This window comes from Caulobacter sp. 1776, assembly GCF_040545685.1.
In the GTDB taxonomy this organism is placed as follows: Bacteria; Pseudomonadota; Alphaproteobacteria; order Caulobacterales; family Caulobacteraceae; genus Caulobacter.
Genome location: NZ_JBEPMI010000006.1, coordinates 447,899 through 465,278, shown reverse-complemented (window position 1 = coordinate 465,278; position 17,380 = coordinate 447,899). Strand labels below are relative to the sequence as shown.

General features: G+C 69.5%; 16 protein-coding genes and 2 pseudogenes. 6 read left to right on the top strand and 12 right to left on the bottom strand.

The window, feature by feature from the left end:
• Nucleotides 1–114: 114 nt before the first annotated feature.
• Nucleotides 115–1,326, bottom strand: a complete 1,212-nt coding sequence (locus ABIC66_RS18510; RefSeq protein WP_354071937.1) for an epoxide hydrolase family protein — start codon at nucleotides 1,324–1,326, stop codon at nucleotides 115–117.
• Between the two features lie 169 nt (nucleotides 1,327–1,495).
• Here ABIC66_RS18510 and ABIC66_RS18505 point away from each other — a divergent pair, with 169 nt between their 5' ends.
• The 4 genes from ABIC66_RS18505 (at nucleotide 1,496) to ABIC66_RS18490 (ending at nucleotide 4,733) form a co-directional block, all read left to right on the top strand.
• Nucleotides 1,496–2,434 carry a LysR family transcriptional regulator gene (locus ABIC66_RS18505; RefSeq protein ID WP_354071935.1) on the top strand — a complete coding sequence of 313 codons (939 nt, stop codon included), beginning with the start codon at nucleotides 1,496–1,498 and terminating at the stop codon, nucleotides 2,432–2,434.
• Between the two features lie 242 nt (nucleotides 2,435–2,676).
• The gene (locus ABIC66_RS18500) at nucleotides 2,677–3,387 is read left to right on the top strand and encodes an SDR family NAD(P)-dependent oxidoreductase (protein WP_354071933.1); all 711 of its coding nucleotides are present in this window, start codon (nucleotides 2,677–2,679) and stop codon (nucleotides 3,385–3,387) included.
• A gap of 11 nt (nucleotides 3,388–3,398) precedes the next feature.
• Complete coding sequence (locus tag ABIC66_RS18495; protein WP_354071932.1) at nucleotides 3,399–3,635, top strand: tautomerase family protein; 237 nt, start codon at nucleotides 3,399–3,401, stop codon at nucleotides 3,633–3,635.
• A gap of 51 nt (nucleotides 3,636–3,686) precedes the next feature.
• Nucleotides 3,687–4,733, top strand: coding sequence for an NAD(P)H-dependent flavin oxidoreductase (locus ABIC66_RS18490; protein ID WP_354071930.1), 1,047 nt, complete (start codon nucleotides 3,687–3,689; stop codon nucleotides 4,731–4,733).
• A 48-nt stretch (nucleotides 4,734–4,781) separates the two neighbouring features.
• Here the strand turns inward: ABIC66_RS18490 and ABIC66_RS18485 are convergent.
• From ABIC66_RS18485 to ABIC66_RS18460, 6 genes and pseudogenes are all read right to left on the bottom strand, one after another.
• Nucleotides 4,782–4,921 (bottom strand): annotated as a pseudogene (locus ABIC66_RS18485) (hypothetical protein); the annotation flags it as partial.
• Nucleotides 4,922–4,949: 28 nt separating this feature from the next.
• Complete coding sequence (locus ABIC66_RS18480; RefSeq protein ID WP_354072015.1) at nucleotides 4,950–5,951, bottom strand: LacI family DNA-binding transcriptional regulator; 1,002 nt, start codon at nucleotides 5,949–5,951, stop codon at nucleotides 4,950–4,952.
• A gap of 69 nt (nucleotides 5,952–6,020) precedes the next feature.
• On the bottom strand, nucleotides 6,021–6,281 hold the full coding sequence (locus ABIC66_RS18475) for a response regulator transcription factor (protein ID WP_354071928.1): 261 nt from the start codon (nucleotides 6,279–6,281) through the stop codon (nucleotides 6,021–6,023).
• A gap of 184 nt (nucleotides 6,282–6,465) precedes the next feature.
• Nucleotides 6,466–9,708 carry an error-prone DNA polymerase gene (locus tag ABIC66_RS18470; protein WP_354071927.1) on the bottom strand — a complete coding sequence of 1,081 codons (3,243 nt, stop codon included), beginning with the start codon at nucleotides 9,706–9,708 and terminating at the stop codon, nucleotides 6,466–6,468.
• 120 nt (nucleotides 9,709–9,828) lie between these two features.
• On the bottom strand, nucleotides 9,829–11,439 hold the full coding sequence (locus ABIC66_RS18465; RefSeq protein WP_354071925.1) for a DUF6504 family protein: 1,611 nt from the start codon (nucleotides 11,437–11,439) through the stop codon (nucleotides 9,829–9,831).
• Entirely contained in the window at nucleotides 11,357–12,154 is a 798-nt protein-coding gene (locus ABIC66_RS18460) for an ImuA family protein (protein WP_354071923.1), read from the bottom strand. The genes ABIC66_RS18465 and ABIC66_RS18460 overlap by 83 nt, the downstream gene beginning before the upstream one ends.
• Nucleotides 12,155–12,312: 158 nt before the next feature.
• Here ABIC66_RS18460 and ABIC66_RS18455 point away from each other — a divergent pair, with 158 nt between their 5' ends.
• Nucleotides 12,313–13,053 (top strand): hypothetical protein, encoded by a 741-nt coding sequence (locus ABIC66_RS18455; RefSeq protein ID WP_354071921.1) that lies wholly within the window; start codon nucleotides 12,313–12,315, stop codon nucleotides 13,051–13,053.
• Here the strand turns inward: ABIC66_RS18455 and ABIC66_RS18450 are convergent.
• Nucleotides 13,044–13,424: a VanZ family protein gene (locus ABIC66_RS18450; RefSeq protein ID WP_354071920.1), complete on the bottom strand. Its 381-nt coding sequence runs from the start codon at nucleotides 13,422–13,424 to the stop codon at nucleotides 13,044–13,046. The two genes, ABIC66_RS18455 and ABIC66_RS18450, sit on opposite strands and share 10 nt — an antisense overlap.
• Before the next feature lie 60 nt (nucleotides 13,425–13,484).
• Nucleotides 13,485–15,062 carry a phosphoglycerate dehydrogenase gene (gene serA, locus ABIC66_RS18445; RefSeq protein ID WP_354071918.1) on the bottom strand — a complete coding sequence of 526 codons (1,578 nt, stop codon included), beginning with the start codon at nucleotides 15,060–15,062 and terminating at the stop codon, nucleotides 13,485–13,487.
• A 21-nt stretch (nucleotides 15,063–15,083) separates the two neighbouring features.
• Here serA and ABIC66_RS18440 point away from each other — a divergent pair.
• Nucleotides 15,084–15,149: pseudogene (locus tag ABIC66_RS18440) on the top strand (hypothetical protein); the annotation flags it as partial.
• Between the two features lie 67 nt (nucleotides 15,150–15,216).
• On the opposite strand, the gene ABIC66_RS18435 reads toward ABIC66_RS18440, so the two are convergent.
• The 3 genes from ABIC66_RS18435 to ABIC66_RS18425 form a co-directional block, all read right to left on the bottom strand.
• Entirely contained in the window at nucleotides 15,217–16,392 is a 1,176-nt protein-coding gene (locus tag ABIC66_RS18435; protein WP_354071916.1) for a phosphoserine transaminase, read from the bottom strand.
• A 135-nt stretch (nucleotides 16,393–16,527) separates the two neighbouring features.
• Nucleotides 16,528–16,959: a hypothetical protein gene (locus ABIC66_RS18430; RefSeq protein ID WP_354071914.1), complete on the bottom strand. Its 432-nt coding sequence runs from the start codon at nucleotides 16,957–16,959 to the stop codon at nucleotides 16,528–16,530.
• A gap of 70 nt (nucleotides 16,960–17,029) precedes the next feature.
• On the bottom strand, nucleotides 17,030–17,362 hold the full coding sequence (locus tag ABIC66_RS18425; protein ID WP_354071913.1) for a hypothetical protein: 333 nt from the start codon (nucleotides 17,360–17,362) through the stop codon (nucleotides 17,030–17,032).
• Between the last annotated feature and the right edge of the window lie 18 nt (nucleotides 17,363–17,380).

Genomic DNA, 17,380 nt, shown 5'->3' with positions numbered 1-17,380 from the left:
GATTCATCTGGAGCGGTTTGGGTGGGCGCGCCTGCGGGGCGGTCCGCTTCCGAAAGGTTCGCGGGTTCGATCTGGGCCCCGGCTTTCGCCGGGGAGAACGGGTGTGGTGTCCCCCTACCCGGCCACCCGCGCCGCGAAGGCCCTGAGGTCCTGGACGTAGAACCGGGGATCCTCCCAGGCCGCGAAGTGGCCGGCCTTGTCCATGTCGTGGAACTGCACGACGTTGCCGGCGGTCTGGCGGTCGGCCCATTCGCGGGGCAGGCGCACCCCGCCAGGGATCGGGGCCTCGGTCGCCACGGCCACCGGGACCTTGGTGTTCTTGCCCTTGAGGGTCGGCGGGTTCATGGCGTTCTGGTTGTAGGTGCGGAACGAGGACGCGGCGGTCTCGGTCAGCCAGTAGATCATGATGTTGGTCAAGAGATCGTCGCGGCCGAACCGCGTGTCGGCCTCGTCGCCGACTCCCATGCCGGCCATGAAGCTCATGATCCAGGCGGCCAGGCCGACCGGCGAGTCGTTCATGGCGAAGGCCAGGCTCTGCGGCTTGGTCGCCTGCACCAGGTTGAAGGCGCCGTGGGCGAAGAACCACTGCTGGATGGCGCCGGCATAGGCCTGCTCCGGCCCGCTCAGCGCCGAGAAGTCGGTGGTGTGGTCCGGATAGCCGACGTCGGTGACGTGGATGCCGATGACCCTGTCCGCATGGCGCTGAGTCAGCGACAGGGCGATCACCGAGCCCAGGTCGCCGCCGGCGACGATGAACCGTTCGTAGCCCAGCACCTTGCCCATCAGGTCGACCAGGAGGTCGGCGGTCTTGTCGACCGGCAGCGCCGTCCGGCCCGAGAAGCCGAAGCCAGGGAGCGACGGGACGACGACGTGGAAGTCCTCGGCCAGGGCGTCGATGACCTTGTGATAGCGATAGAAGCTGTCCGGCCAGCCGTGCAGCAGCAGTAGCGCGGGGGCGTCCTGCTTCTTCGACGGCTTGTGGACGAAGTGCAGGTCGATCCCGTCGATCGCGACCTTGAAATTGGGCAGGGCGTTCAGCCGCGCCTCGGCCGCGCGCCAGTCGTACTGGTTCAGCCAGTAGTCGGTCAGCGACTTCATGTAGCCGAGGCTGGTCCCGAACATCCACGCCGAGTCGGCGGGCGCGTCCGGCCAGCGGGTGTGTTGCAGGCGCGACTTCAGGTCGGCCAGTTGCGCGTCCGGGATGGCGATCCTGAAGGGGGTCGGCTGGGTCATGGCGGTGCTTTCCTTCGCGGTGGCGGGTTGGGTGACAAGGCCGCCCAGGAGGCCCGCCGCGAGGATGGTCTTGGTGAAATCGCGGCGGTTCATGTCCTGGCTCCCGGTCTCGGTGGGCGGTCTCGATTGAGTGGGATCAGGCTACCGACGGGGCCCACGCGCGAATTGTAAGAAAGCGAAAAGGCGCCGCCCTTGGCTCCTTCCCGCCAGCGGCGCTATCGTGCCCGCCTGACCTCCACCGTTGCGGAATGCGGAAGACCGGATGGATCGTATCGAGGCCATGCGGGTGTTCGTCGCCGCGATGGACGAGGGCAGTCTGGCCGGGGCCGGACGGCGGCTGAACCGCTCCCCGGCCGCGGTCAGCCGGGCGATCGCCTTCCTGGAAGACCATGTCGGCGCCGAACTCCTGCACCGCACCACCCGCAGCCTGCGGCTCAGCGAGGCGGGCGAGCGCTACGCCGCCGCCTGCCGCCGCATCCTGACCGACCTGGAGGAGGCCGATCTCGCGGCCCTCGGCGAGCGCTCGGCGCCGCGCGGGACCCTGACCCTCTCGGCCCCGCCGATCAGCGGCGAGGACGTGCTGCGACCGGTCATCGACGCCTATCTTGAGGCCTATCCCGCCGTCTCGGTGAACCTGGTGCTGCTGGACCGCCACACCAACCTGGTCGAGGAGGGCATCGACGTCGCCCTGCGGGTCGGCCAGTTGCCGGACTCCTCGCTGATCGCGGTGCGGGTCGGCGGCGACGTCCGGCGGGTGATCGCCGCCGCGCCCCGCTACCTGGACGCCCATCCGCGGATCGCGGAGCCGGCGGACCTGACCCAGCACCAGATCGTCACCACCACCCACTTCGGTCACGACACCTGGGTGTTCCCGCCCGCACCCGGCGAGACGATCGCCCGATCGGTGCGCTTCAAGCCGCGCCTGGTGGTCAACAGCGTCCGCGCGGCCTTGGCCTCGGCGGTCGAGGGCCTTGGGGTGACGCGGCTCTACACCTACCACGTGGCCCCGCGCGTGCTGGACGGGTCCTTGCGGATCGTGCTGCGCGACGCCGAGCCACCGCCGCTGCCGGTGCATCTGATCACGCCCCAGGGTCGCACCTCGACGCCCAAGGTCCGCGCCTTCCTCGACTTCGCCGCCCCCCGCCTGAAGGCCGCCTTCGCGGGCCTGTCGGCGGATGCGGAGGCGCTGACCGGGCGGTAGCGGAGAACAGTGTCATCCCGGGCGTAGCGCGGCGAAGACGGGGACCGCGACGAGCTCGGCGCTTGCGGCGGTCCCGGATCGGCGCGCTGCGCGCCGATCCGGGATGACAGCTTGAAGCGCCCACTCCACCGCCTCGCGGAAGAATGTCTGCCGCGCGACGCTCATTCACCCAGGCATCGACTGAACCGACATTGACGTCACCGGCAGCGACCCCCGCGCCGGCAACGTCATCGAGGCAAGTCATGAGCAACGAACAGAAGGTCGCCATCGTCACCGGCGCGTCGCAAGGCATCGGCGCGGAGCTGGTCAAGGCGTATCGCGATCGCAACTACCGCGTGGTGGCCACCTCCCGCTCCATCAAGCAGGGCGCGGATCCCGACATCCTGGCCGTCGCCGGCGACATCGGCGACCCAGCCACGGCCGAGCGCGTCGTCGCAGAGGCCCTGGCCCGGTTCGGCCGCGTCGACACCCTGGTCAACAATGCCGGGATCTTCCTGGCCAAGCCGTTCACCGCCTACACGGCCGACGACTTCGCCGCCAAGGTCTCGACCAACCTGGCCGGTTTCTTCCACGTCACCCAGCGCGCGGCGGCGGAGATGCTGAAGCAGGGCTCGGGCCATATCGTCAGCATCACCACCACCCTGACCGACCACGCCCTGGCCGAGGTGCCGGCGGCCCTGGCCAACCTGACCAAGGGCGGGATCAATTCGGCGACCAAGTCGCTGGCCATCGAGTTCGCCGACAAGGGCGTGCGGGTCAACGCCGTCTCGCCGGGCGTCATCAAGACCCCGATGCACGCGCCGGAAACCCACGCCTTCCTGGCCGGCCTGCATCCGGTCAACCGCCTGGGCGAGATCCGCGACGTCGTCGACGCCGTGCTCTATCTGGAAGGCGCCGGCTTCGTGACGGGTGAGATCCTGCACGTCGACGGCGGCCAGAGCGCCGGTCATTAGGAGCAAGCCCGATGCCCATGGTCACCATCCAGGTCACGCGGGAAGGCTCCGGCCCGGGCCGCTCGGCCGTCACCGCCGACGAGAAGGCCCAGCTGATCGCCGGCGTCAGCCAGCTGCTGCTGGACGTCCTGAACAAGCCCCTGGACTCCACCTTCGTCGTCATCGAGGAGGTGGAGCTGGAAAACTGGGGCTGGGGCGGCCTGCCCGTGCCCGAATACCGCCGGCGCCTGGCCGCCGGCGAGACGTAGCGTTTCCTGGCCGTCCTTGGCGGGACGGCCCTACCCAAAGGAGGTCACGTCATGGTCGCTTCCAACCGTCTCCTCGATCTGCTCGGCGTCGAGCTGCCGATCATCCAGGCCCCGATGGCCGGCGCGACGACGCCGGACATGGTCATCGCGGTCAGCAACGCCGGCGGCCTCGGCTCCCTGCCCAGCGCGCTCTATTCGGAAGCCGAGCTGCGCGCGGCGCTGGACGCGGTGCGGGCCGGCACGTCCAGGCCGATCAACCTGAACTTCTTCAGCCATCAGAACCCGGCCGACGATCCGGCGCGTCAGGCCGCCTGGCGACGGGCGCTGGCCCCCTACTATGTCGAGGCGGGGCTCGATCCAGAGGCGCCCGTGGCGGCCGGCGGCCGCGCGCCGTTCAACGACGCCTTGGCCCAGGTGGTGGAGGACTATCGGCCCGAGGTGGTCAGCTTCCATTTCGGCCTGCCGTCGCCGGAGCTGACCGAACGGGTCAGGCGCACGGGCGCCAGGATCATCGCCTCGGCGACCACCGTGGCCGAGGCCCGGTGGCTAGAGGCGCGCGGCGTCGATGCGGTCATCGCCATGGGCTTCGACGCCGGCGGCCATCGCGGCAACTTTCTCGATCACGACATGAGCACGCAGATCGGGACGTTCTCGCTGGTTCCGCGCCTCGTCGACATCGTCTCGGTCCCGGTGATCGCGACCGGCGGCGTCGCCGACCGGCGCGCCGTCCTGGCCGCCTTCGCCCTGGGAGCCGAGGCCGCCCAGGTCGGCACCGCCTATCTGCTGACGCCCGAGGCCGGCATCTCCGAAGCCTATCGCCAGGCCCTGGCCTCGGCCGACGAGGCGACGGCGATCACCAACCTGTTCACCGGCCGCCCGGCGCGCGGGATCGTCAACCGCCTGATGGCCGAGCTCGGTCCGCTCTCCGACCTGGCGCCGCCCTTCCCGACCGCCGGCGGCGCGGTGGCCCCGCTGCGCAAGGCGGCCGAGGCGGCCGGGCGCGGCGACTTCAGCCCGCTGTGGGCCGGCCAGGCGTTCCGGGTGGCGGAGCCGATGTCGTCGGCCGAGCTGACGCGGCGGCTGGCGGGGGTGGGATAGGGCCGGTCGAGCTGGCATATCGACATTCAACCCGCGCCATCATTTTCACCGTCATTCCCGCCCTTGTGGCGGGAACCCCTGGTTCAGCTGACACGTGAGACGCCAGCGACCTGCTTAGCAGGTCGCCCCTCCCGCACCTGCGGCCGACAGAGGGGTTCCCGCCACGAGGGCGGGAATGACGGAGCTATAAATCGTGGTCAGAGGTTTGAATGGCGATCAACCCTGCCTCGAAGCCGTCGACTGGCGCCGGACGATCTCGTACTCCAGCACGTGGTCGGCGCGCCGGTCGGTCGGTTCCTGGCCCGCCGTGATCTCGGCCGCCAGCAGGCCCAGCGCCTCGGCGGCCAGCTTGCGCACCGGCTGATGGATGGTGGTCAGCGGCGGCCACAGCGTCACCGCCGCCGAGGTGTCGTCGAAGCCCACCACGGTCAGCTCGCCCGGCACGTCCAGCTGGCGGCGATGGGCGACCGAGACGGCCGCGGCGGCCATGTCGTCGTTGCTGGCGAAGATCGCCGTCGGCGGCGGCGAGGCGTCCAGCAGCTGCTCGGCCGCCGCCAGGCCCGAGGCGAAGCTGAAGTCGCCCTGGGCGGTGACGATGCTCACGCCCTCGGCCTCGCGTACGGCGGCCAGGAACCCGGCCAGGCGTTCGGCGCTGGCCGCTTGGTCAGGATTGCCGAGGATGAAGCCCAGCCGGCGGTGGCCCAGCTCTATCAGCTCCCGAGCCATTTCGAAGGCGGCGTGGCGGTCGTCGATGCGCACGCAGATCGCGTCCCGCACGCCGTAGGCGCCCACGGCCGCCATCGGCAGCCCCGCCTTGCGCAGCACCCGCAGCACCGAGGCGGCCTCGCCCAGCGGCGGGGCCAGGATGACGCCGCCGACGCCGGCGGCCAGCAGGGTGTCGATCGCGGCCTTGTCCGGCGCGCCCCCGCCCTCGCCGCCCTTCAGCAGCACCAGGCGCGCGCCCCGGGCCGAGGCCTCCTCGAACACGCCGGTCAGGAAGTCGCTCATGAAGGCCGCGCTGGGATTGGCGTAGATGACCCCGATCCTCAGCTCCGCCGAGGTGACCAGGCTGCGCGCGGCGACGTTGGGGGTGTAGCCCAGGGCGCGGATCGCCTCATGCACCGCCGCGCGCGTCTCCGCGCCGACGTTGCTGCGGCCGTTGATCACCCGCGACACGGTCATGGCCGACACGCCGGCCCGCGCCGCGACATCGTCCATGGTCGCGCCAAGCTTGCGGACGGCCCCTCTCGGCAATCGGATCTCCCCCTCTGCGTTCGGCCCCGAACGCTACCCTCGGTCGGCGCTCGCCCGAAGCTTGACGATCATGCCTTGCGCCGCAAGGGCCGCCTGGGTGCGATTGTGGACGTTCAGCTTGCGCATCAGAGCGGTCATGTGCGCCTTGACGGTGGCCTCGGCGATGCCGAGGTCGAACGCGATCTGCTTGTTCAGCAGACCCGAGTTCACCCGCTCGAGGACCTTCAGTTGGGTCGGCGTCAGGTCGCCGGAGCCGTCGTACGCGCGCTCGGCGGCTTGTGTTCGTCTGGTCATTCGTCCCCTCGAGCCTCCACGCTTCGCTCCGTCGTCCGACGATCGTCAGACGCTGACCGCTCACCGGCCTTCTCTGGGCCGGACGACGTTCATGCCGGCCACGATATGGGCCGGCCAAACCAAAGTAAAACGAATAATGTTAGCGCAAACATGGAGCATTTGGATCGCCGTGAGGGGCGCCGCCTCAGTGGAAGTCCCGGCTTCGCAACAGGCGGCCCGACACCTTTTGGCGCACGCGCGGGGCCGGGGCGCCGGGCTCATCGCGCAGGGTCGACAGGTGGGCCGAGAGGTCGGTGAAGGTCTCGGCGACGATGTGGATCACGTTCTCGGCCCGCTGCACCCGGCCGTGGACGACCAGGAACGAGGCGGTCATCACCACGTTGCGATCGGCCTCGAAGCGGTCCTTCCAGACCACGGCGTTGGCCACGCCCGTCTCGTCCTCCAGGGTCACGAACACCACGCCCTTGGCCGTGCCCGGCCGCTGGCGGATCAGCACCAGCCCCGCCACCGACACCCGCTGACCGTCCTTGACCGACAGCAGCCGCTCGGCCGTGATCACCCCGCGCCGCGTCAGCATCGGGCGGTAGAAACCGACCGGATGAGCCTTCAGCGACAGGCTGGTGGTGCGGTAGTCCTCGGCCACCTCCTGGGTCGCGGCCATTTCCGGCAGGGCGACCTTGGCCTCGAACAGCGGCAGGCCGGCCAGCAGAGGGGCCTGGACCGGGGCCTTGTGCTCGCCCTTCAGCCCCTTAACCGCCCACAGCGCCTCACGGCGCGTGAGCCCGACCGAGGCGAAGGCGTCGGCCTCGGCCAGCAGCTCCAGCGCCTTCTGCGGCACGCCGGCCTGGGCGAACTCGCCGGGCAGGCGCGCGCCTTCGGCCCGGGCCTTCAAGAGCGGCGGGATGTCGATCTTTTCCTTCAGCCCCTTGATCTGACGAAAGCCTAGGCGGACCGCCTTCCAGCGGGGGCGCGTCTGCTGGCAGGCGATCTTGTCGGCGCGGATCCGGGGCGGCTGGAAGCCGGCCGCGCCCTTTTCCAGCGTGCAGTCCCAGTCGCTGGCCAGGATGTCCGGGGCCAGCACCTCGACCCCGTGCTCGCGGGCGTCGCGGACCAGCTGGGCGGGCTGGTAGAAGCCCATCGGCTGGGAGTTGATCAGGGCCGCGCAGAACACGTCCGGCCAGGCCCATTTGATCCAGGCCGAGACATAGACCAGCTTGGCGAAGCTGGCCGCGTGGCTTTCCGGAAAGCCGTAATGGCCAAAGCCCTCGATCTGCTTGAAGCAGCGCTCGGCGAAGTCGCGCTGATAGCCACGCCGGACCATGCCCTCGACGAACTTGTCCCGGTATTCGGCGGGGGTGCCGAGGTTGCGGAAGGTGGCCATGGCCTTGCGCAGGCCGTCGGCCTCGTCCGGCGTGAACTTGGCCGCCTCGATAGCCAGGCTCATGGCCTGCTCCTGGAACAGCGGCACGCCATAGGTGTTGCCGAGGATCTCGTAGAGCTCGTCCGGCGGCCCGTGCTCGGGCGATGGCGCGGGCCATTCCACCGGCTCGATCCCGCTGCGCCGCTTCAGATAGGGGTGGACCATGTCGCCCTGGATCGGGCCCGGACGGACGATCGCCACCTCGATGACCAGATCGTAGAACTTGCGCGGCCGCAGGCGCGGCAGCATCGACATCTGGGCCCGGCTCTCGACCTGGAACACCCCGACGCTGTCGGCCGCGCACAGCATGTCGTAGACGCCCTCGACCTCCTTGGGCACGTCGGCCAGGTCGACGATCGGCTCGCCATGGTCGTTCCGCAGCATGCCGAAGGCCCGCTGGATGGCGGTCAGCATCCCCAGGGCCAGCACGTCGACCTTCATCAGGGAGAGGCTGTCGATGTCGTCCTTGTCCCACTCGATGAAGGTGCGGTCCTTCATCGCCGCGTTGCCGATCGGCACGGTCTCGTCCAGCCGCCGCTTGGTCAGGACGAAGCCGCCGACGTGCTGCGACAGGTGGCGCGGAAAACCCATCAGCTCGGTGGCCAGGGCGACGGCGCGGGCGATCTCCGGCGCCTCCGGATCCAGGCCCGCATTGCGCAGGTGCTCCTCGGGCAGGCCCGAACCCCAGCTGCCCCAGACCGTGCCGGCCAGCAGCGAGGTGACGTCCTCGGTCAGGCCCAGGGCCTTGCCGACGTCGCGGATGGCGCTGCGCGGGCGGTAGTGGATCACCGTCCCGCAAATGGCCGCGTATTCCCGGCCGTAGCGCTCATAGACGTACTGCATCACCTCCTCGCGCCGCTCGTGCTCGAAGTCGACGTCGATGTCGGGCGGCTCGCCGCGGTTCTCGGAGATGAAGCGGGTGAACAGCAGCCGGTGCTCGGTCGGATCGATCGCCGTCACGCCCAGGCAGTAGCAGACCGAGGAATTGGCCGCCGAGCCGCGCCCCTGGCACAGAATGCCCATTTCCCGCGCCTTGTGGACGATGTCGTGCACCGTGATGAAATAGTTGGGGTAGTCCATCTTGCGGATCAGCCGCAGCTCTTCGGTCAGCTGGGCGGTGACCTTGTCGGGCACGCCGGCCGGATAGCGCCAGGCCGCGCCGGCCCAGGTCAAGTCGGTCAGGTGCTGCATGGCCGTCTTGCCGGGCGGCACCGGTTCGTCGGGATATTCCTCCTTCAGCTGGCCGAGGTCGAAACCGATGCGCTCGACGATCTCGAGGGTGCGCTCGACGGCGCGCGGCCAGCGCTCGAACAGGCGGGCCATTTCGGGCGGCGACTTGATGTGGCGCTCGGCGTTGGCCTCGAGGCGGAAGCCGGCCTCCTGGATCGAGCAGTGCTCACGCACGCAGGTGATGACGTCCTGCAGCGGCCGCCGCTCGGGGCCGTGATAGAGCACGTCGTTGGTCGCCACGATCGGCGCGCCGGCTGCCTGGCCCAGCGCGTCGAGCCGTGAGAGGCGCTTGAGGTCCTGGGCGGCGTAGGCGCGGCTGGCCGCCAGCCACGCGCGCCCGCGCAGGTCGCCGGCCATGCGGGTCAGGTCCGTCTCGAAGGTCGCGTCCAGCTTGGCCGGCGGCACGATCAGGCCCAGCTGGCCGTCCGAATGGTCCAGGAAGTCCCCCCAGGTCAGATGGCACTCGCCCTTCTCCGCCCGGCGCTGGCCGACGGTCAAAAGGCGCGTCAGCCGCGCGAACGCCTCGCGGTCGGTCGGGTAGCACAGCAGGCTGGGCGTGCCGTCTATGAAGTCCAGCCGGCAGCCGGTCAGGGCCCGGACGTTGCGCGTCTTGGCCGCCGCCCAGGCGCGGACGATCCCCGACAGGGTGTTGCGGTCGGTGACCGCGAACGCGGTCAGCCCCAGGGCCTCGGCCGCGATCGCCAGCTCCTCGGCGTGGGAGGCCCCGCGCAGGAACGAGAAGTTGGTGGTGGCCTGGAGCTCGGCATAGGCGGTCATCGACTTGCCCCCTCCGCGCTTCGCGCTCCTCCCCCGGAAGGGGAAGACGGACGCGAACCTTCCGCCCGCCTTTGGGGGCGGACGACCTCGCGAAGCGAGGTCAGGTGGGGGGAGCCGTTTTCAACCGAACAGGCCATGGATCCACCACTTCGGCGCTTCGTCGCCGCCGAACAGGCCCTGGCGATAGATCCAGAACCGGCCGCCGGCCTCGTCCTCGACGCGGTAGTAGTCACGGACCTTGCCCGGCCCGGTGTCCTGCTCGCCCGTTCCGGCGCGCCACCATTCCTGGCCGATGCGCTCGGGGCCCTCGGCGTGGCGAACGCGGTGGGACCGGCCGCGCCAGGTGAACTGGACCGGCGGGTCGTCCGGCACCTTGGCCATGGCGGTGATCGCCTCCGGCCGCTTGAACAGCCGCACCGGGCGCGGGCGGTCGGGATCCCACTGGGCCGCCGCCGGCGGGTCCAGCGGCGCGACGCGGACCACCGAACGCTCGGGCACGTGGCTCTCGAACGGGTCGGCGCGCCAGACCCGGTTCTCGCCCAGGCGGTTGACCAACCGGTCGATCAGCGGGGCCAGGGTCTCGTCGAGATTGTTCCCGGCTTCGTCGTCGAGGCGCTCCTGAGCCGCGGCCAGGGCTTCGACGCCACCGGCGTGGACAGTGACCACCTCGATGCCGAAGCCGGGGTCGACCTTGTCCAGCTTGGGGACCAGCAGCCGGGTCAGGCGCTTGGCGTCGCGGCCGATCCGCGCCAGGCCGGCCCGCACCGGATAGGCCTTGCCGTCCAGGCGGTGGAATACGACCTCGAACCGCTTGGCCCCGCGCCCCTCGGCCTCCAGCCGGGCGCAGATCAGGTCCAGCGCGTCGCCGGTCACCCGGGCCAGGTCCTCGGGCGCGCTGATCGGCTCGAAGAAGGCCAGGCGGTCGAACCACGGCGTGGCCGGGCGGCGGAAGGTCAGGGCCTCGGCGGCCATGCCCAGAGCCTGGTCCAGGCGCAGAGTCAGGGCCAGGCCGAAGCGCTTGGCCAGTTGGGCGCGCGGCAAGGCGAACAGCTGGCCGACCCGGTGCAGGCCCAGGCGCGGCAACTGGGCTTCGGCGGCGTCCTCGAGGCGCAGGGCCGCGACGGGCAGGTCCTGGATCGCCGCGCGCTGCTGTCCCGGCGGGGCGATGGCCAGGTCGTCGCCGTAGCGGGCTCCAAATCGAGCCAGGGCCCAGGCCGCCCCGGCCGTGTCGGCGATCGCCGCCCGGGCCGGCACGCCCCAGCGGGCCAGGCGGCCGACGAGGTCGACCAGCATGGCCGCCTCGCCGCCCCACAGGTGGTCGGTCCCGGTGATGTCCAGCAGCAGGCCGTCGTCGCCGTCGATGGCCACGGCCGGCGAGAACCGCACGCACCAGTCGCAGAGGGCCTCCAGCGCCGCGCGGTCGGCGGCCGGATCGTGGTCTGCCGTGACCAGGTTCGGGACCAGGGCCAGGGCGTCGGCGGCCTTCTGGCCGGCGGACAGGCCAAGGGCCCGGGCGGTCTCGTCGACGGCGGCGAGGCGACGGGTTCCGTGCTCGGAGATCAGCAGGGCGAAGGGAGCGTCCGGCGAGGCCTTGCCCCCTCCGGATCCTGCGCATCCTCCTCCCCCGGAGGGGGAAGAGGGGCCAGTATCACCCGACTTTCCGCAAGGGTTCCGCCGCCGCCACGTCGTGATCGGCCAGTTGGGACACCAGACGGAAAGGATGCGCGGCATCCGACTGCTCCAAGATCCAGCCGCCCGGGCGTCCGCCCCGGCAGCGTTCCAGTTCGACCCGCCAGCGGGAGGGTCCGAGGCCCAGCTCGCCGGCGTCCGGCTGGCTGGGGGCGGCGGCGATGCGCCAGCGGCTGAACGAGGCCGAGCCGGACACCATCCGGGGCTTTCCCGCCCCTCCTCGCCCCACTTGGCCGCCATAGGGTCTTCGGTGCAGCAGCACCCCCAAGCCGCCGCGCTTCTCGCAGGCCAGCTGCAGGCGGCGGCCGGCGGTCAGATCCGGGGCCTCGGCCTCGCCGACGGCGGCCGCCACGCCTTGCGTGGAAAGGGCGTCCTCCAGCACCGACAGCACCTCGGCCTCGTCGCGAGCTCGCACCTGGATCAGCCGTCCGGCCGGGAAGCCGAGGCCGGCCAGGCCGGGCGCGAACAGGTCGCCGCGCCGCGCCACCCAGACCACCGCCCCGGTCTTGACCCCAGTGGAGAGCAGAGACCGCAAAAGCAGACCGACAAAGGCGGCCGGGGCCGCGCCGGTCTCGTCCTCCAGACCCGCGCCCGTCACCTCGTGCCAGCCGCCCAGCGGCAGGCCGCCGCCCGGAAAGCAGCCGTCGATGGCCGGATCGCCGAACGGCAGGACCGGAGTCGGAGTCCGAGTCCCCGCTTCGATCGCGGCGATCCGGCCTCTGAGGGCCGCAAGACGCGCCTCGCGCGATCCGGCCATTCCGCACTCCTTGTTCCACTTTTGTTCTGATCTTCTCCTCTCGGAGAGTCAAGTCGACAGGCGCGGTTCCGGGGACGGCGGGGCTGCGGCACGACGTCCGCCTAGGTCCGCCGCCAAGTTGTGCCAGACTGGCGTGTCTCTAGATTCGGCGGAGCGGCATGAAGCCGGTACTCATCTTCCAGCCCGGCATGGTCGGCGACCTGTTCTTCATCCAGAAGATCGTCAAGACCTACGCCGCCACCGGCCGCCGCGTGATCATGCCCGTGCTGCGAAAGCACAGCTGGGTCTACGACACCCTGGTCATGCCGCCGAACGTCGAGACGCCGATCCTCGACGACGAGGCCTTCGACTTCCGCGACGAGATGCTGTTCCTGTCCGACAAGATCGCGATGAGCCCGATCGAGGGGCCGAACTACACCTATCTGTCGCTGTTCTTCTGCTGGCGGTACGCGCCCGAGCAGACGATGGACCTGAAGTATCAGATCGCCGGCGTGCCGATGGACGACTGGGCCGACCATGTCGAGTTGAAGCGCGATCGGGATAAAGAAGAGCGCCTGTTCCGCGAGTTGGGTCTCGACGACGGCGTCCCCTACTGCCTGATCAACGAGACCTGCAGCAGCCGCACCCTGCCCTTCCCGCACAAGGCGCCCGAGAAGGAAGTCCGCCTGCGCTTCGTCGAGGGCTACAGCCTGGTCGACTGGAGCACGGTGATCGAGCGGGCCGCGCGGATCGCTTCGGTCGACACCTCGCTGGTGCTGCTGGTCGAGGTCCTGAAGATCAGGGGCGCGCCGCTGCACGTGGTCTCGCGCTACGAGCCGCCCAGCTTTCGCGAGCTACAGAACGTGCTGAAGCTGGACTGGCTGTTCTATTTCCGGCCCGAGCATCTGGGCTACGACTGATCGGCCTCGACGCCGTCCAGCCAGGCGCGCACGACCGTCGGCCCGAAGAAGAAGCCGATGCCCAAGGTGTCGGCGACCACGTCGAAGACATCGGCGTCGCGACCGACGATCGGCAGGCCTTGCAGGATCTCGATGCCGACGCCGAAGGCCAGCAGCACCGTCCCGATCTTCCACCACCGGCTGCGCGGCAGGGCTACCGTGGCCAGGAAGGTCAGGCCGTAGAAGACGATGAAGTGCTTGGCCTTGTCCCACGGGATCAGGCCGGCGGTGTCGTCGCCGGGGGCCAAGGCCGCGTACAGGGTGAAGACCGTGGCGGCGACGAACACCAGGAAGCCGGGCCAGCTGATCTTGCGGGGACGAAACAGGGACATGAACCGCCTTTGTCCTGGATCCTCCCCCGCGTCGCGGGGGAGGATCTTCAGGTCCTAGCCTCAGAACGTCAGCGCGCGCGCTTCCTTCACGTGCGGCAGGGCCTGGATCTTGGCCAGCAGGGCCGCGTCCGGAGCCTGGTCGACGCCGACCAGGGCGATCGCGTCCTCGTCGGCCGACAGGCGGCCCAGGTTGAAGGTGGCGATATTGACGCCCGCTTCGCCCAGCAGCATGCCCAGCGCGCCGATGAAGCCCGGCTTGTCCAGGTTGTTGATGTAGAGCATGGCCGGCGAGAAGCCCGCGTCCAACTCCATGCCCTTGACCTCGACGACGCGCGGGGCGCCGGCGATCACCGTGCCGGCGAAGGCGCGCTTGCCCTTCTCGGTGGTGATGGTGATCCGCATCAGGCTGTCATAGGTGGGGCTGACCTCCTGGCGGCTCTCCGAGACGGTGATGCCGCGCTCCTTGGCCACGGCCGGAGCGGAGACCATGTTGATCTCGGCCAGCATCGGCTTGAGGATCCCGGCCAGCGCCGCCGAGGTCATCGGCTTGACGTTCAGCTTGGAGACCTCGCCCTCGAAGGCGATGTCGATGGCGGAGATGCCGAAGTCGACCATCTGGCCGGCCAGGGCGCCGATCTTCTCGGCCAGGGCCACGAACGGCTTCAGCTTGGGGGCTTCTTCCGCGGTGATCGAGGGGCTGTTCAGGGCGTTGGTGACCGCGCCGGTCAGCAGGTAGTCGCTGACCTGCTCGGCGACCTGCAGGGCCACGTTCTCCTGGGCTTCGGTGGTGCTGGCGCCCAGGTGCGGGGTGGCCACGACCTTGTCCGAGCCGAACAGCGGATTTTCCTTGGCCGGCTCGGTGACGAACACGTCGAAGGCCGCGCCGCCGACGTGACCGTCGTCGAGCAGCTTGCGCAGCGCCGCCTCGTCGACCAGGCCGCCGCGGGCGCAGTTGACGATCAGCACGCCCTTCTTGGTCTTGGCCAGGTTCTCGGCCGACAGGATGTTGCGGGTCTTGTCGGTCAGCGGGGTGTGCAGGGTGATGACGTCGGCGCGGGCCAGAAGCTCTTCCAGCTCGACCTTCTCGACGCCCATTTCCACGGCGCGCTCGGGCGACAGGAACGGGTCATAGGCCACGACCTTCATCTTCAGGCCCAGGGCGCGGTCGGCGACGATGCCGCCGATATTGCCGGCCCCGATCAGGCCCAGGGTCTTGGCGTACAGCTCCACGCCCATGAAGCGGTTCTTCTCCCACTTGCCGGCCTGGGTCGAGGCGTCGGCCTGGGGCAGCTGGCGGGCCAGGGCGAACATCATGGCGATGGCGTGCTCGGCCGTGGTGATCGAGTTGCCGAACGGGGTGTTCATCACCACCACGCCCTTGGCGGTGGCGGCCGGGATGTCGACATTGTCGACGCCGATGCCGGCCCGGGCGATGACCTGCAGCTTGTGGGCGGCGGCGATCACGTCCTTGTCGAGCTTGGCGCCCGAGCGGATGGCGATGCCGTCATAGTCGCCGATCACGGCGATCAGCTCGTCCTTGGTGAGGCCGGTCTTGATGTCGAAGTCGACGCCGCGGTTCTTGAAGATGTCGACGGCGGCGGGGCTGAGCTTGTCAGCGATGAGGACGCGGGGAGCCATGTGAGGTGTTCCTTGCGGAGAATGTCTGGGAAGAGCCCCCTCCACCGCCGTTCGGCGGTCCCCCTCCCCCGAAGGGGGAGGAAGGGTTTCAACGTGCCCTTCTTCCCCCTTCGGGGGAGGAGCGCGCAGCGCGGAGGGGGCCAGTACTAAAGGCTTAAGCGGCGGCCAGCTCGGCCGAGACGGTGGCGAAGGCCCAGTCGAGCCACGGCGTCAGGGCCTCGAGATCCGAGGCTTCCACCGTGGCGCCGCACCAGATGCGCAGGCCGGCCGGGGCGTCGCGATAGCCGCCGATGTCGAGGGCCGCGCCCTCCTTCTCGAGCAGGCTGGCCAGCTTCTTGGCGAAGTCGGCCTGGGCGTCTTCCGGCAGGGCGGCGATGGTGGGATCGACCACCTTTAAGCACACCGAGGTGTTGGAGCGGATCTCCGGCGTGGCCGCCAGGAAGTCCACCCACGGGGTCTTGGCGACCCAGTCGGCCAGCACGGCCAGGTTCTGGTCGGCGCGGGCCTGCATGGCTTCGAGACCGCCGATCGAAGCCGCCCATTTCAGGGCGTCCAGCGCATCCTCGACACAGAGCATCGACGGCGTGTTGATCGTCGCGCCCTCGAAGATGTCGGCGGCGATCTTGCCCGCTTTCGTCATGCGGAACAGCTTCGGCATCGGCCAGGGCGGCGTGTAGCTTTCCAGGCGGGCCACGGCGCGCGGCGACAGGATCAGGATCCCGTGCGCGCCCTCGCCGCCCAGCGCCTTCTGCCAGGAGAAGGTCACGACATCGAGCTTGTCCCAGTCCAGGTCCTGGGCGAAGGCGGCGCTGGTGGCGTCGCAGATGGTGATGCCTTCACGGTCGGCCGAGATGAAGTCGGCGTTCGGGACGCGCACGCCCGAGGTCGTGCCATTCCAGGTGAAGACCAGGTCCTTGGCCGGATCGACCTTGGACGTGTCGGGCAGCTGGCCGTACGGGGCGCTGAGCACCTCGACGTCGGGCAGCTTCAATTGCTTGGTGACGTCGGTGACCCAGTCCTTGCCGAAGGACTCGAAGGCCAGCAGCTGGACAGGGCGCGCGCCGAGCATCGACCACATGGCCATCTCGACGGCGCCGGTGTCCGAACCGGCGACGATGCCGATCAGGAAGTCGGCGGGGACTTCCAGCACTTGCCGCGTCTGGTCGATGGCGGCCTTCAGGCGGCCCTTGCCCAGCTTCGACCGGTGCGAGCGGCCGAGGACGGCGTTCTGGAGATTTTCGGGGGTCCAGCCGGGGCGCTTGGCGCACGGGCCGGAAGAGAACTCGGGACGCGCCGGGCGGATCGCCGGCTTGGCGAGGGTCGTAGTCACTGCGATGTCTCCCATCCTTGCAGATGGACTGCATCCCGTTGGGGGGATGTGGCCCGCCGGCGAGAAACAGCGTTCGCGGGCAAAAGGCAAGGAGAGATTTGTCGCGAGGAGCCGATTTGGCCGCGCTCAGGGAAATTATTTTGCGACCGCTCGACGCGAACGCCAAGCCAGCGCCACGCCCGCCAGCAAGCAGATCAGCACGCCCAGGCTGACCAGGTTATTCACCATGACAAAGAGGTTGTCGTACCGTCTGGCCGCCACGAGGTAATAGGCGTGAAGGCTGAACTGCACGCCCTGCAGGAGGACGGCGACGCCCAGCCAGCGGGTGGTGTGGCGCAACGCCAGGAGCAGCAAGCCCAGGGCCAACACACCGTCCAGGGCCAAGAAGACGCCCCGCGCAAGTTCCTTGTCGCGAATAAGGCCTGCCAGGACGACGGCGAGCCAAGTCCCCAGCAACAACGCCGCGCCGCTGCGCTCGGGCCGTGCGCCCCATCGCCACGCGCCGATGCACGTGACCGCAAGCAGCAGCCAATTGACCAAATACAACAGCTGTAAAGGAGCAAGCATGCTTTGGGCCTCTAAACCAGATTAGAGGCCCAAAGGTATTAAACTATTGCAATGTCGCTTTGTCGAAACCTCAGACGGCCTCGCGCAAGCCGGTCGGGCCTTCTAGGCCTTTCTCAGGCGGAAGGTTACCGACCATGCTGGTGCGGATGCCGAGCCGCAGACGGCTTTCATCCAGCTGGGTGTGCGCCTCGACGATCGCCGTCCGCGCGACGATGAGCGCCTGCATGGCGTCCGCGACCTTGACGCTGACGCCGTGGCCAAACGTGGCCGCCAAGTTCAGATCCTTACGGGCTTGCACCAGCTCGGCCATCATTTCAGCGACTTGCGCCGTCGCGGCGTCCACCGCCGCTTCAGTCGCGTACAACTTGTTGGTCACACGCTTTGCAACAAAAACCTTTTCCACGCCCGCCTCCGTTAACGA

Coding starts and splice junctions, on each gene's coding strand:
- ABIC66_RS18430 (WP_354071914.1), bottom strand. CDS start 16,959: ATGCTTGCTCCTTTACAGCTGTTGTATTTGGTCAATTGGCTGCTGCTT.
- ABIC66_RS18480 (WP_354072015.1), bottom strand. CDS start 5,951: ATGGACGATGTCGCGGCGCGGGCCGGCGTGTCGGCCATGACCGTGTCG.
- ABIC66_RS18500 (WP_354071933.1), top strand. CDS start 2,677: ATGAGCAACGAACAGAAGGTCGCCATCGTCACCGGCGCGTCGCAAGGC.
- ABIC66_RS18490 (WP_354071930.1), top strand. CDS start 3,687: ATGGTCGCTTCCAACCGTCTCCTCGATCTGCTCGGCGTCGAGCTGCCG.
- serA (WP_354071918.1), bottom strand. CDS start 15,062: ATGGCTCCCCGCGTCCTCATCGCTGACAAGCTCAGCCCCGCCGCCGTC.
- ABIC66_RS18465 (WP_354071925.1), bottom strand. CDS start 11,439: ATGCCGCGCATCCTTTCCGTCTGGTGTCCCAACTGGCCGATCACGACG.
- ABIC66_RS18510 (WP_354071937.1), bottom strand. CDS start 1,326: ATGAACCGCCGCGATTTCACCAAGACCATCCTCGCGGCGGGCCTCCTG.
- ABIC66_RS18460 (WP_354071923.1), bottom strand. CDS start 12,154: ATGGCCGGATCGCGCGAGGCGCGTCTTGCGGCCCTCAGAGGCCGGATC.
- ABIC66_RS18450 (WP_354071920.1), bottom strand. CDS start 13,424: ATGTCCCTGTTTCGTCCCCGCAAGATCAGCTGGCCCGGCTTCCTGGTG.
- ABIC66_RS18455 (WP_354071921.1), top strand. CDS start 12,313: ATGAAGCCGGTACTCATCTTCCAGCCCGGCATGGTCGGCGACCTGTTC.
- ABIC66_RS18470 (WP_354071927.1), bottom strand. CDS start 9,708: ATGACCGCCTATGCCGAGCTCCAGGCCACCACCAACTTCTCGTTCCTG.
- ABIC66_RS18505 (WP_354071935.1), top strand. CDS start 1,496: ATGGATCGTATCGAGGCCATGCGGGTGTTCGTCGCCGCGATGGACGAG.
- ABIC66_RS18495 (WP_354071932.1), top strand. CDS start 3,399: ATGCCCATGGTCACCATCCAGGTCACGCGGGAAGGCTCCGGCCCGGGC.
- ABIC66_RS18475 (WP_354071928.1), bottom strand. CDS start 6,281: ATGACCAGACGAACACAAGCCGCCGAGCGCGCGTACGACGGCTCCGGC.